13 protein-coding genes are annotated in these 13,249 nt (G+C 73.2%); 7 read left to right on the top strand and 6 right to left on the bottom strand.

Annotated elements, in window-relative coordinates; translation table 11 throughout:
- Positions 1-32: 32 nt before the first annotated feature.
- Entirely contained in the window at positions 33-809 is a 777-nt protein-coding gene (locus tag ACQP0U_RS08720; RefSeq protein ID WP_433317330.1) for a glucose 1-dehydrogenase, read from the bottom strand.
- A 202-nt stretch (positions 810-1,011) separates the two neighbouring features.
- On the opposite strand from ACQP0U_RS08720, the gene ACQP0U_RS08715 reads away from it, so the two are divergent.
- The 3 genes from ACQP0U_RS08715 to ACQP0U_RS08705 all read left to right on the top strand — a co-directional run bounded on the left by ACQP0U_RS08715 (position 1,012) and on the right by ACQP0U_RS08705 (position 2,833).
- Positions 1,012-2,004, top strand: a complete 993-nt coding sequence (locus ACQP0U_RS08715; RefSeq protein ID WP_433317328.1) for a helix-turn-helix transcriptional regulator — start codon at positions 1,012-1,014, stop codon at positions 2,002-2,004.
- 7 nt (positions 2,005-2,011) lie between these two features.
- On the top strand, positions 2,012-2,467 hold the full coding sequence (locus tag ACQP0U_RS08710) for an RrF2 family transcriptional regulator (RefSeq protein ID WP_433317326.1): 456 nt from the start codon (positions 2,012-2,014) through the stop codon (positions 2,465-2,467).
- 186 nt (positions 2,468-2,653) lie between these two features.
- Positions 2,654-2,833: a DUF4236 domain-containing protein gene (locus ACQP0U_RS08705; protein ID WP_030333600.1), complete on the top strand. Its 180-nt coding sequence runs from the start codon at positions 2,654-2,656 to the stop codon at positions 2,831-2,833.
- A gap of 174 nt (positions 2,834-3,007) precedes the next feature.
- Here the strand turns inward: ACQP0U_RS08705 and ACQP0U_RS08700 are convergent, their stop codons facing one another.
- Together ACQP0U_RS08700 and ACQP0U_RS08695 are read right to left on the bottom strand one after the other, a co-directional pair.
- On the bottom strand, positions 3,008-3,892 hold the full coding sequence (locus tag ACQP0U_RS08700) for a hypothetical protein (protein ID WP_433317324.1): 885 nt from the start codon (positions 3,890-3,892) through the stop codon (positions 3,008-3,010).
- Between the two features lie 24 nt (positions 3,893-3,916).
- Positions 3,917-4,438, bottom strand: coding sequence for a VOC family protein (locus ACQP0U_RS08695; protein ID WP_433317323.1), 522 nt, complete (start codon positions 4,436-4,438; stop codon positions 3,917-3,919).
- 49 nt (positions 4,439-4,487) lie between these two features.
- Here ACQP0U_RS08695 and ACQP0U_RS08690 point away from each other — a divergent pair, with 49 nt between their 5' ends.
- Positions 4,488-4,949, top strand: a complete 462-nt coding sequence (locus ACQP0U_RS08690) for a MarR family winged helix-turn-helix transcriptional regulator (protein WP_433320723.1) — start codon at positions 4,488-4,490, stop codon at positions 4,947-4,949.
- A 58-nt stretch (positions 4,950-5,007) separates the two neighbouring features.
- Complete coding sequence (locus tag ACQP0U_RS08685; protein ID WP_433317321.1) at positions 5,008-6,663, top strand: tetratricopeptide repeat protein; 1,656 nt, start codon at positions 5,008-5,010, stop codon at positions 6,661-6,663.
- Between the two features lie 17 nt (positions 6,664-6,680).
- On the opposite strand, the gene ACQP0U_RS08680 is transcribed toward ACQP0U_RS08685, so the two are convergent.
- Both ACQP0U_RS08680 and ACQP0U_RS08675 read right to left on the bottom strand, forming a co-directional pair.
- Positions 6,681-8,078, bottom strand: a complete 1,398-nt coding sequence (locus tag ACQP0U_RS08680; RefSeq protein ID WP_433320720.1) for an ATP-binding protein — start codon at positions 8,076-8,078, stop codon at positions 6,681-6,683.
- Positions 8,079-8,152: 74 nt separating this feature from the next.
- Entirely contained in the window at positions 8,153-8,809 is a 657-nt protein-coding gene (locus ACQP0U_RS08675; protein ID WP_433317319.1) for a response regulator transcription factor, read from the bottom strand.
- Positions 8,810-8,904: 95 nt separating this feature from the next.
- On the opposite strand from ACQP0U_RS08675, the gene ACQP0U_RS08670 reads away from it, so the two are divergent.
- Entirely contained in the window at positions 8,905-10,029 is a 1,125-nt protein-coding gene (locus ACQP0U_RS08670) for a LolA family protein (protein ID WP_433317317.1), read from the top strand.
- Positions 10,030-10,097: 68 nt separating this feature from the next.
- Here the strand turns inward: ACQP0U_RS08670 and ACQP0U_RS08665 are convergent, their stop codons facing one another.
- Positions 10,098-10,724, bottom strand: a complete 627-nt coding sequence (locus ACQP0U_RS08665) for an SGNH/GDSL hydrolase family protein (protein WP_433317315.1) — start codon at positions 10,722-10,724, stop codon at positions 10,098-10,100.
- Between the two features lie 147 nt (positions 10,725-10,871).
- Here ACQP0U_RS08665 and ACQP0U_RS08660 point away from each other — a divergent pair, with 147 nt between their 5' ends.
- Positions 10,872-13,166 (top strand): HelD family protein, encoded by a 2,295-nt coding sequence (locus ACQP0U_RS08660; RefSeq protein WP_433317313.1) that lies wholly within the window; start codon positions 10,872-10,874, stop codon positions 13,164-13,166.
- Positions 13,167-13,249 lie beyond the last annotated feature (83 nt).

Below are 13,249 nucleotides of genomic sequence, written 5' to 3'. Positions count from 1 at the left end.
ACGCGGACACCGCGCCCCGGGTCAGCGGGTGCTCAGCCGTGCGTGGTGATGCCGCCGTCGACGGGAATGACCGCGCCGGTGAGGTACGCGCCGGCGCGCGACGAGAGGTAGATGGCCGTGCCGGCCATGTCCTCGGGGCGCCCGATGCGGCCCAGCGGCACCTGCTGCTCGATGGCGGCCCGGCTGGCCGGGTCGTCGAGCGCGAAAGCCATCATCTTGCTCTCGAAGGGGCCGGGCGCGATGGCGTTGACGGTGATCTGCTCACCGGCGAGCTGGTGGGCGAGACTGCGGGTGAGCATGTGCACGGCCGACTTGGTGGCCGAGTACGCGTACACCTCCATCATCGGCACCCGGATGCCGTCGATCGACCCGATGTTGATCACGCGGGCCGGGTCGTCGGCGCTGGCGGCGGCGCGCAGCGCCGGCAGCAGCGCGGTGGTGAGCCGGAAGACGGCCTTGACGTTCACCGCCCAGAGCTTGTCGAACGCGGCCCCGGGGTAGTCCTCCAGCGGTGCGCCCCAGGTCGCGCCGGCGTTGTTGACAAGCACGTCGAGGCGGCCGAAGCGCTCGCGTACGGCGGCGGCAAGCGTCTCGGCGCCGGTGTCGTCGCTGAGGTCGGCGGGGATGGCCTCGCAGCGGCCCTCGGCGGAGAGGGTGGTGGCGACCGCCTCGCAGACGTCCGCCTTGCGGGACGAGATGATCACGTGTGCGCCGGCCCGGACGAAGCCCTGGGCGATCATCAGCCCGATCCCCCGCGAGCCTCCGGTGACCAGGACCGTCTTACCTTCGACCGAGAACAGCTGCGTCATGCCCATCCCATCGCGAGTCGGCGGGGGCCGCCGGTCGGTCGGGTGGCCGGCGGATGCCGGGTGGACCGCGGACCGACGGCGCTACCGCCGGGTAACGTAGCCCGGCCGCCGGGACCGGGACAAGCCCGTGGCACACCGCGGATTCCGCTACGAACGTGGGTCGGGATGCGGTGACCTGCGGTTCGGGCTACCGTCGCAGGCGATGGTCTCCACCGATCCCTCCCCCGCGCCATCGATCGGAACGGCGTCTCCCGTCACCGACGAGATAGTCACGTTCGCCCTGGCCGATCTTGCCGGTGACCCGGGGTGGCGTCGGCCGGTGATCGTCGAGCGGGAGCTGCTGATTCTCACCACGCGTGGGCACGGCGACGCGGAGCTCGACTTTCACCTGCTGCCGTGCCGGCCCGGCACGCTGCTGCGGGTCCGCCCCGGCCAGGTGCTGCGCTGCGCCGGCCCCCAGTTCGACGCCACAGTGGTCGCCTGGGACGCCGAGACGCTGCGCGGCTTCGACGTCGACCTGACCACGACCGCGACCTGGCGGCAGTTGGCCGGTGAGGACGAGGACGCGGTGATCAGCGAGGTGAGCCAGTTGGCGGTGGACTGTCGGCGGCACCCCGACGACCCGACCGCCCGCGCGCTGCTGCGGCATCAACTGGCCGTGCTGCTGCTGCGGCTGGCCCTGGCCCACACCGACCGGTCGCCGGCCCGGCCCGAGGACGAGACGTTCCACAGGTTCCGCCGCGAGGTGGAGCACGGCTATCCGCACACCCGGCGGGTGGAGGACTACGCGGCCGAGCTCGGCTGTTCGGTGCGTACCCTGACCCGGGCCTGCCTGGCCGTCACCGGCCGCAGCGCCAAGCAGGTCATCGACGAGCGGGTCGCGTTGCAGGCCGGCCGGCTACTCGCCGCGACGGATCAGCCGATCGCCCAGATCGGGCGGCGGCTCGGCTTCTCCGAGCCCACGAACTTCGGCCGCTTCTTCACCCGCGAGGTCGGGCTCAGCCCTGGCGCGTTCCGGGCCGCCCGCGACCAACCGGCGGCCGGCCGGGTCGTCCGGCCTCGACCGCCTGCCGAGTCGACGGGCGCCAACGGCGGCCGGTTCCGCCCCGGCACCCCCGGCGAACCCACCAATGGCGGGCACGCCACGAGACCCGGGCCGCCCGCCGGAGGGCCGGGCGGCACCGGGCGGGCATGATGGCAGGGTGCAGATCTCCGCGCGCGGCGACTACGCGGTACGGGCGGCGTTGAGCCTGGCCACCGCGTACCCCTCGCTGCTGTCCACCCAGGCCATCGCCGTGGAGCAGGACATGCCCCGCAAGTTCCTGGAGGCGGTCCTGGCGGATCTGCGCCGGGCCGGCATCGTCCGCGCCCAGCGCGGCGCCGAGGGCGGCTACACGCTGGCCCGCCCGCCCCGTGAGGTGACCGTCGGCGCGGTGTTGCGCGCGGTGGAGGGCCCACTGGCCGGGGTACGCGGGCTGCGCCCCGAGGAGACCCGGTACGAGGGCTCGGCGGAGAACCTGCCCGGCCTGTGGGTGGCGGTGCGCGCTGCCGTGCGGCGGGTCGTCGACGAGGTGAGCCTCGCCGAGATCGTCAGCGGTCGACTGCCCGCGCACGTCCGCAAGCTCACCGCGCTGCCCGACGCGTGGGAGCCCCGCTGACCGGTGCCGGCTCGGCGCGAAGCGCCCCGAGCTGCGCTTACTGAGCCGCTGCACCTGTTGGTGGACAGGGATTGCGGCGCCTGTTGGTCACCGTCCAGGACGGACAGCGAGAGGGTTTCAAAAGTTTCCGGTTCGGGAATGTTCGATCTCGACACGGCAGGGAACGGTGACGAGGGGAGTGCTCCGATGGGCCTCATGTTTCGCAAGCGCAAGAAGTACGGTCCGATCATCCTGAACTTCACCGAGAACGGCTTCTCCTCGTGGAGCATCAAGATCGGTCGCTGGTCCTGGAACTCCAAGGCGCGGGCGCACCGGGTCGACCTGCCGGGTCCGCTGTCGTGGAAGCAGGACAAGTCCCGGTCGTAAGCATCCCGGGAGTCGAGCGGGGTGCCGGTGATTCACCGGCACCCCGCTCGGCATCCAGCCCCACCCAGCCCCAGCCCCAGCCCTCGCGATCTTGCACTTTCGGTTGTCGTTCTGCGGGGAATACCCCTTATGTCACCGCAGAAAGTGCAAGATCGCGCAGGGTGGGTGGGGTGCTCAGCGCGCCAGGGTGATGATCTCGTCGCCGGCCAGGCGGCCGGACTCGCGGTCGCGTCGCACGGCACCCGTATCGAGTAGGTCGGCCAGTGCCTGGTTGGTGTCGGCGGCCCGATAGACGGTCGCGGTGAGGGTGTGCCGGCGCAGCTCGGTGACCGGCCGCGACCCGCCCGCACGCAACTCGGCGAGCAGCTCGTGGGCCAGCGGTTCGAGGTCCGGATCGCCGACCACGTCGACAGTGGTGCCGGTCGGGTCGAGCGGGTCGCGGTAGCGCACGTCGAACTCCGCGCCGACCGCCCAGAGCGCGTCGCGGACCGCCTCCAGACTCCGGTCGGAGCGGCTGCCGAAGGCGATCACACCGGCAGCCTCCCGGTCGGGCAGCACTGGTGCCACCTCGGCGACCAGCGGGAAGCCGGCGGAGACGAGCGCGTCTCGGGCACTGTCGCCGGTGTGCAGCAGCAGTTCCCCGGTCCGACCGTTCGTCGCGGCGGTGAGCAGCTTCGGCGTCACCGCGCCGGGCAGGTCCACGAAGGTGAACAGCGGCGCGCCGGCCGCCCCGGCGGCCTTCACCGCTACCGGTAGTCGGTACGGCTCGCCGGGCAGCACGTGCACGGTGACCTCGGCGGGCAGCTCCGCCTCGATCGGGCCGAGTCGGGCCGGTAGGTCGGCGGCGGCGTCGGCCAGCACCAGCACCGTCACCTGCCGGCCGCGCACCTGGTCGCCGTGCGTGGCGACCAGGCGGAGAGCGGCCTCCGCGCTGCCCGCGTCGGCGCCCGCGAGGGCGATGGTGGCCCGCCGGGAGCGGTGCAGGGCCGCGGGCAGCCAGGTCGTCAACTGGCGGACCAGCAGCTCGCGGAGGAAATCAGTGGTCCGGTCGGTCGGCATCGGTCCGTTCTACCGTACGAGCGGTCAGGCCGGGACGGAGATCCCCACCCCACCCCGGGTCTGCCCGCCGTAGCGCCGCCGCTCGGCGTCCAGGTCGAGCCGACCGATCTGCTTGCGGGCGGCCAGCACGGTGTCGTCGAGCAGGTCGGCCGGGATCAGCCAGACCACCTCGAACTCCAGACCGTCCGGGTCCTTGCCGTAGAGGCTCTTGGTCGTGCCGTGGTCGGAGGTGCCGACCAGCGCGCCGGCCGCGACGAGTCGCTCGGCGGTGGCGGCCAGCTCGTCGAGCGTGTCCACCTCCCAGGCGAGGTGGTAGAGGCCGACGGTGCTCCGGCCGGCGGTCGACCGCCCGGCGCCCGCGCCGATCTCGAAGAGGCCGAGGTCGTGGTCGTTGGTGGAGTCGGGGGCCTGGAGGAACGTGGCGCCCCGGAAGCCGTCCGGGGTCATCGCCACCGGGCGGAAGCCCAGCACGTCCTGGTAGAACGCGACGCTGCGGGCGAGGTCACTGACGTAGAGGACCGCGTGGTTGAGCCGGTGAATACCCATGATCCGAGGCTAGCGCGGTTTAGATGAACCTTCAACCATCAGAGGTATGATGGCGCTCATGACCCGCTGGCTGGACCCCGACGAGCAACGCACGTGGCGCGCGTACCTGACCGCCTCCCGGGTGCTGATGGACACTCTCGACCGCGAGCTGCAACGCGACGCGGGCATGCCGCACGCGTACTACGAGATCCTGGTCCAGCTCTCCGAGGCCCCCGGCCGCCAACTGCGCATGAGCCAGTTGGCCCAGGCGGCGGGGTCGTCCCGCAGCCGGCTCTCGCACGCCGTGGCCCGGCTGGAGGCCGCCGGCTGGGTGCGCCGCGAGGACTGCCCCACCGACCGGCGCGGGCAGATCGCGCTCCTCACCGACGAGGGTTTCGCCACCCTCGCGGCCGCCGCGCCCGGCCATGTCGAGGGGGTACGCCGACACCTGTTCGACGCGTTGAGCCCCGCCCAGGTCGACCAGCTGCGCCGAATCAGCGAGACCCTGGCCGAGCACCTGACCGGATCCTGACCGGATCGACACCGGCGCGGGTCTTGTACTTACCGTCGTCGGATGAGCACGATGGGGCGTGTCTTCCGGCTTCGGTGAACTGACTGATCAGGCGCACCACCTCGTGTCCTCCGGCGATCTTGCCGGCGCGCAGCAGTTGCTGTCCGACGCGCTCACCGACGCCGACCCCCGCCCGGCCAACGCCACCCCGGAGCTGGCCGAGGCGGCCAGCCTCCAGGCGCGGGTGCTGATCGCCCTCGGTGAGCCGCACTCGGCCCGGGGGTGGGCCGCCTTCGCGTACGCGGCCACCACCCGCCTGCACGGCCGCGCCGACCCGCGCACTGTGGCCGCCGCGGCGACCCTGGCCGCGGTGCTGCACCGGGTCGGCAGCCACTCCCGGGCGGCGCGGCTCTACCAGGAAGTCATCATCGAGCTGACCGCGCAGGACGGCCCGGAGTCGCTGCGGGTGCTCGCCGCGCACGCCGACCTGGCCACCGTCGAGTACGCGCGCGGCCAGTGCACGGTGGCCCGCGACCGCCTCCAGGACGCCTGGGAGCTGCACCGCGAGGTGTACGGCGACGGGCACCCCAGCGGCATCAAGATGCTGGCGCGGCTCGGGGCGATGCAGCGCGACTGCGGGCAGTTCGCCGAGGCACACGACAACCTGGCGCTCGCCCGTGAGCTGTGCCGGCAGCACCTGCCCGCCGACGACCCGCTGGCCACCCAGGTAGCGGCCCTGGCCCGGGCAGCGGCCAATCCCGACCACGCCTGCGCCGACAACCCGCCCACGGCTCGGGACACGCCTGTCGTGCCGGCCGCCCGGGTTCCACCGCACGGCGACGGGCCGTCCGAATCCGGCTACCACCCGCCGGCAGCCGCGACCCACCACGCCGGGGCGGTTCCGAACCCCCGGCTGCCCTCCGACGAAGCGGTCGGGTCGACGAGCAACAGATGGCCGACCGACCCGGTGACCGAGCCCTCGCCGCCCCACAGCGACCCTCCGGTGCCGCCGTCGGTGGTCGGGCTGGCCGGCGGCACGGAGGAGCGGCCCGGGGTGTACCGGCTGCACCGACCCGCTGCCCCCACTGACCCCTATGCACCGTCCGACCCGCACCCGCCGTCGGACCCCTACGCGTCGCCTGATCCGTACGCGTCGCCCGACCCGCGCCCACGGCCGGACCTGTACGGGCCGGTCGAGCCGTACACGCCGTCGCGGCTGCTGCCGGTGCCCGTGCACCGCGCGCCGCCGGAGCAGCGCAACCGGCTGGTGCCGGTGCTGGTGGCCGGCGTCGTGGTGGTGCTCCTCGGCGCGGCAGCGGTGATCGCCGGGGTGGCCCGGGTCGACGGCGACGACGAGCCGACCCCGCCGCCAGCCAGCGCCTCCCCCACCGCCGGCGCGCCGGCCAGCACCGCGCCGGCCCCGGGCGGCTCGGCACCCACGTCGGCCGCCGCCGCAGCACCGCCCGGCACCCCGCCCAGCGCGGTGACACTGCGCGACGCCCGGGACAGCATCGCGCTGAACTGGACCTACCCGGCCGGCAGTGAGGGCCCGGTGGTCATCGCGGGCGGCCGTACCGGTCAGGCGCACAACATCTTCGCGACGCTGCCCGCCGGCACCACCAGCTTCGTCATCTACGCGCTCAACCGCACCAACGACTTCTGCTTCACCGTCGCCGTCGCCTGGTCGACCGACACCGTGGCCCGTTCCAAGCAGGTCTGCACCAACCGCCGCTGACCCGCCTTCACGGACCGTCAGCCCTTGCTGTCCTCTGCCGGAATCGCCGGCAGCAGCAGGCACACCCGTAGTCCTCGCTGCTGCGGCGCGTCGGTCAGGGTGATGCTGCCGCCCGCGCGGCGGACCAACTCCCGGACGATGGCCAGCCCCAGGCCGGCGCCCCCGTCGTCGCGGGCCCGTCCGTCATCGAGCCGGGTGAACCGGTCGAGGACCCGCTCCCGGTCCGCCACCGGGATCCCCGGGCCGTCGTCGGTCACCGTCACCAGGTGGTACGCCCCGACGCCAGGCCCGACCGTGGAGCCCACCGTCGCCGTCGCCCTCGCCGCAGTCGCCGTCGTTGTCGCCTCGGCCGCGAGCACGACGCTGCCGTGCGCGTGCCGTACCGCGTTGTCGACCAGGTTGGCCAGCACGCGACGCAGCTCCTCGACGGTCCCCACCGTCCAGAGCGGTCCCGCCGGGAGCACCACCCGCACCGGCGGCGACGGGTAGCGGGCGGCGACCTCGGTCAGCAACGCGCCCAACTCCACCGGGCCGGTCCCCCGGGCCGGCGGGGTCTCGTCCAGGCGGGCCAGCAGCAGGAGATCATCGACCAGCCGGCTCAGCCGGTCGGTGTCGGCGAGCAGGTTGGCGGTCACCGCCGTCCAGTCCGTCCGGTCGGCGAGGCGCTGGGCCACCTCCAGCTCCGTTCGGATGTTCGTCAACGGGCTGCGCAGCTCGTGTGCGGCGTCGGAGACGAAGGCCCGCTGCCGGACGCGGGCGGATTCCAGCCGGTCCAGCATGCCGTTGAGGGTGACCGCCAGGCGGTGGATCTCGTCGGCCGACGCGGGCACCGGCAGCCGGCCGGTGCCGGCCCTTCCGGTGATCTCCTCGGCACCTCGACGTAGCGCCTCGACCGGCCGCAGGGTCGCGCCCACCACCCGCCACGCCACCCCGGCCAGCGCGGCCACCAGCAGCGGGAACGCCACCAGCAGGATGGTCCGTACCACGTGGGTGCTGTGCCGCACGTCGGCCATCGACCGGGCGACCAGCACGGTCAGTGGGTCGGCCGCGGTGCCGGCGGGTACGGCGACCACGCGGACCGGGCCGACGAGCCCGACCCGCTCGGCCGGCACCTCCAACCGCTGCCGACCGTCGCGGTTCAGTCGCTCCGGGCGGACCATCGGCACCAGGCGATCGGCGTCGATCGAGGCCGCCCTGATCCGCCCCTGCCCGTCGATGACCTGCACCCGGACCTGCCCGCCGGCCACCGGCAGCGGGTCGGGCAGCGCGTCCTCGTCGGCGAGCAGGGCAACCGCGTCGGCGGTGCGGAACGCCTCCGTGTCGACAGTGCGCTGGAGCACGAAGCCGAGCGCGCCGAGCAGCACCACCCCGCCCAGGGCCAGCCCGATGGTGAGGCCGAACACACCGAGCGCCATGAGCCGCCCGCGCAGCCCGAGGACCGGCATCCGGCCGGACCAGGCCCGACGGATCGGTGCCGGGCCGTCAGCTGTCACGTCGCCAACCGGTAGCCGGCACCCCGGACCGTCTCCAGCCGGTCCCGGCCGAGCTTGCGGCGCAGGTAGCCGACGTACACCTCGACGGCGTTCGGCGCGGTCTCCAGGCTCGCGTCCCAGACGTGGTCCAACAACTCGATCTTGGAGATCACCTGGCCCGGCCGGCGCATCAGATAGTCCAGCAGCGCGAACTCCCGCGCGGTGAGCGCCACCTCGGCGTCCGCCCGGGTCACCCGTCGGCGGGCCGGGTCCAGTCGCAGGTCACCGACCTCCAGCACGGTCGGGCGCTCCGGCGTGCCCCTGCGCAGCAGCGCCCGCAGCCGGGCCAGCAACACCACGTACGAGAAGGGTTTGGTCAGGTAGTCGTCGGCGCCGCAGTCGAGGCCGTCGGCCTGGTCGTACTCGCCGTCCTTGGCGGAGAGCATCAGCACCGGCAACCAGTGCTGCTCCGCGCGCAGCCGCCGGACCAGTTCGTACCCGGAGAGGCCGGGCAGCATCACGTCGAGGATCATCGCGTCGTACCCGCCGTGCCGGGCCGCGTCCAGGCCGGCCGGGCCGGTCCCCGCCACATCCACCGCGAAGCCCTCCGCCTGGAGGCCGCGTTGCAGGGCAGCCGCCAACCGGGCCTCGTCCTCCACCACCAGCACGCGCACAGCTCAAGGGTGCCACCCGGGTCAATCGGCGCGGTTCGGCGTCCTCAGCGCGTTCACAGCACCGAGGGGGCAGGATGGCTCCAGGAGGTGCCACCATGTCCGTCCTGAGAAGCCGTCCCGTTCTGCGGTGGCTGGTTCCGGCCACCGCGGCCGTCGCCGTCATCGGCGGTGGCGCGGCGATCGGCACGTTCGCCGCCGAGGCCGAGCCGAGTCTGCCGCCCCGTACCGCCGCTCAGCTCCTCGTCGACCTGCAGACATCCCGGCTGGAGGGGTTGTCCGGGACCGTCGTGCAGCGCGCCGATCTCGGCCTGCCGCCACTCGTCGGGCTGCTCCCCGGCAACGAGCTGACCACCATGCTGACCGGCACGCACACCGTGCGGGTCTGGTACTCCGGGCCGGACAAGCAGCGGGCCGCGCTGCTGGACACCCTCGGCGAGCAGGACGTGATTCGCAACGGCCGGGACCTGTGGACCTGGCAGAGCCGCACCAACACCGCCACCCACCGCACGCTCGGCGACGAGGCCGGGGCCTGGAAGCCCGCTCCCGAACCGGCAGCGAGTCTGCCGGCCACCCCGCAGCAGGCCGCCGACCTGGCGTTGGGCGCGATCGACCCGAGCACCGAGGTCAGCGTCGGCCGTTCGGCCACGGTCGCCGGCCGGGACTCGTACGAGCTGGTGCTTCAGCCGCGCGACCGCGACTCACTTGTGCACCAGCTGCGCATCGCCATCGACGCCAAGCAGCACGTGCCGCTGCGCTTCGAGGTGCTCGCGAAGGGCAGCGACCAGCCGGCGTTCGAGGTGGCCTTCACCGAGGTCGACTATCGCCGCCCCGACGCCGACCAGTTCACGTTCAACCCGCCGCCCGGCGTGACGGTCACCGAGGAGAAGGCCGAACGGCCGGCCGCCGGCAAGCCCGGCCACGCCGAACCGGCGGGTGACCCGCAGGTCCGCGCGGTGGGCGAGGGCTGGACGACGGTGCTGGTCGGCCGCCTGGACGGGGCGCTCGGCGGCAAGTCCACGAAGCCGGCCGCTCGCCCGGCCGGTGCCGCACCGGACGTGGACGTGTCGAAGCTGCTCGGCGGGCTGACCGCCGTCAGTGGCGACTGGGGCAGCGGTCGGCTGCTCAGCGCCAAGCTGTTCAGTGTGCTGCTCACCGACGACGGCCGTGTGCTCGCCGGAGCGGTGACGCCGGAGCGGCTCTACCAGGCCGCCCGCGGCTGATCTTCGCGGTGTTCGCGCCGGGTCGACCTGACGGTCGGCCCGGCGCTTCGCTGTGCGGCGGACGAGGGTCAGGAGACGCCGAGGGCGCTGAGGTACGCGTCGGCGAGGACCGCGTGACCGGGCAGGTGCGGGTGGACGCGGTCGTCGGCCCAGCGCTTCGCCGGGCTCACCGCCAACACCCGGTCGAACGCCGCCTGGTTGGCCACGTGCACGGCGTCGAACTCGGTGGCCAGCCCCGACACGACCGCCGCGTACCTGTCGGTGTCGGCGCGTTGCGGGTCGGCGCGGTCCGCCTCGATGAGGAACGGGTCGCCGAGGATCAGTCGGCAGCCGGTGGCGGCGACCGCCCGACCGAGCAGCTCTCGCAGGGTGCGCTCGTACTCCTCGATGCCGACGGCCTGGTCCGGCCGGTCACCGTAGCGCCGCCAGATGTCGTTGATGCCGATCAGCACCGCGAGCCAGTCGGGGGCCTCGGCGATGGCGTCGTCGTCCCAGCGGGCGGCCAGGTCCCGTACCGTGTCGCCGCCCACACCCCGGTTGACCCAGGACAGCTCCAGCTCGGGGTGCCGTGCGTCGACCAGGGCGCGCACGAGGCTCACATATCCGCTGCCGTAGGGCGCGGCGACGTCGCGTCGGCCACAATCGGTGATGCTGTCGCCGATGAAGACCACCCGTTGCCCGGTCCGCAGGATCATCAGCCGCCACCTCGCGATCACCGGCGCGCCGGCCCGCCCGGCTTGGTGAGAGCCGGCGGAACGCGCTATCTTCAACAGTTCGAAGGGCACAAAAAAGAACGGCTAAAAGCCGTTCCTGCAAAGGATTCTAATCTTTAGGGAGACGGCTTGTCAAGGCACTCCGGCGGTTCCGGCGAATTGCCGCTCGACGACGAGATCGGTCGCGAGCAGGAGTACGTCTCGATGCTCTACAACCGGCTGGACGAGCTGCGTGAGCAGGCCGCCCACCGGCTCACCGCCGAGCTGCACAACACCGGCGGCACCCTCCAGGACCGCTCACAGCGGGACAGCTCGGTAGCGATGTACGCCGATCAGGTCGAACAGTTCTCCGCCGTGGAGAACGGGCTCTGCTTCGGCCGTCTCGACGGCGACGACGACTCCCGCCGCTACATCGGCCGGATCGGCATCTTCGACACCACAGGTGACTACGACCCGCTGCTGATGGACTGGCGCGCCCCCGCCGCCCGCCCGTTCTACCTCGCCACCGCCGCCAACCCGCAGGGCGTACGCCGCCGCCGGCACCTGCGCACCCGGCAGCGCAAGGTGACCGGGCTCAACGACGAGGTGCTCGACATCGACACCGCCTCCCCCGGCGCCCACGAGGAGCTGACCGGTGAGGCGTCGCTGCTCGCCGCGCTCAACGCGGGCCGTACCGGCCGGATGCGCGACATCGTCGAGACCATCCAGGCCGAACAGGACGAGGTCATCCGCGCGGAACTCCCGGGCGTCATGGTGGTCCAGGGCGGCCCCGGCACCGGCAAGACCGCAGTCGCGCTGCACCGGGCTGCGTACCTGCTCTACACGCACCGCCGGGAACTCTCCAGCCGCGGTGTGCTGCTGGTCGGCCCGAACGCGACCTTCCTGCGCTACATCTCCCAGGTGCTGCCGACACTCGCCGAGACCGGTGTGCTGCTGCGTACCCAGGGTGATCTCTTTCCCGGGGTCAGCGCCCAACGGACCGAGCCGGCCGAGACCGCGGCGCTCAAGGGCCGGGCGGTGCTCGCCGAGGTGTTGGCGCTGGCCGTACGGGACCGGCAGTGGGTGCCGGACGAGCCGCTGGAGATCGAGGTCGAGCGGGAGACGTTGACCCTCGACCCGGAGATCGTGCGCGCCGCCCGGGACCGGGTCCGCCGCGTCGACCGACCGCACAACCTGGCCCGCGCGCTGTTCGACGTGGAGATCGTGCACGCGCTCGCCGACCAGGTGGCCGAACGGATCGGCGCCGACCCGCTCGGCGGGGACAACCTCCTCGACGAGGCGGACCGCGCCGAGATCCGACGGGAGCTGCGCGAGGAGTCGGAGATCCAGGCCGCCCTCGACCAACTGTGGCCGGTGCTCACCCCGCAGCGGCTGCTCGCCGACCTGTACGCCGACCCGGACCGGATCGCCGCCGCCGCGCCGATGCTCAGCGACGACGAACGGGCACTGCTGCGGCGCGAGCGCGGCGGCTGGACGCCTGCCGACGTACCGCTGCTGGACGAGGCCGCCGAACTGCTCGGCGAGGACGAACGCGCCGCCGCCGCCCGGCGGGACCGGATCCGCATGATGGAACGGGAGTACGCCGAGGGCGTCCTCGAGATCGCCAGGGGTTCCCGCTCGATCGACGTCGAGGACGAGGCCGAGGGCGGTGAGATCCTCGGCGTGACCGACCTGATCGACGCGGACCGGCTGCTGGAACGGCAGGAGGAGGCCGACCGGCTGACCACCGCGCAACGCGCCGCCGCCGACCGGACCTGGGCGTTCGGCCACGTCATCGTCGACGAGGCGCAGGAGCTGTCGCCGATGGCCTGGCGCCTGCTGATGCGCCGCTGCCCGAGCCGGTCGATGACGATCGTCGGGGACGTGGCACAGACCGGCGCGCTCAGCGGCACGCCGTCCTGGTCGGACGCCCTCGCCCCGTACGTCGAGCGGCGGTGGCGCCTCACCGAGCTGACGGTCAGCTACCGCACCCCCGCCGAGATCATGGCGGTCGCCGCCGACGTACTCGCCGAGATCGACCCGGCGCTGCGGCCGCCGCGCTCGGTGCGGGAGAGCGGCGTACCCCCGTGGGACCGGACGGTGCCCGACGGGCGGTTGGCGGCGGAGCTGGTTGCCGAGGCCACCCGGGAGGCGGCCGGACTGACCGAGGGCCGGCTCGGGGTGCTCGTGCCCGCCGGCCTGGTGGGTGAGTTGGGTACGGCGGTGACCGCCGCCCTGCCCGAGGCCGCCGTCGGCGAGCACCCGGAGCTGGAGAGCCGGGTGGTGGTGTTGACAGTCGCGCAGGCCAAGGGGTTGGAGTTCGACTCGGTGCTGGTGGTCGACCCGGACCGGATGGTGGCCGAGTCCCCACGCGGACGCAGCGACCTGTACGTGGCCCTCACCCGCGCCACCCAACGCCTGGGCGTCCTGCGCCCCGCGAGCTGACCCACCCACCAAGTCGATCATGAGGTTGACGTGGACTGTGCTCTTCCACAGCCACGTCAACCTCATGATCACGCCGCCCAGGG

Source organism: Micromonospora sp. CA-269861, from assembly GCF_050948505.1.
Lineage (GTDB): Bacteria > Actinomycetota > Actinomycetes > Mycobacteriales > Micromonosporaceae > Micromonospora.
Note: the sequence above shows the minus strand (reverse complement) of the source record. Positions and strands in the feature narration are given on the sequence as shown.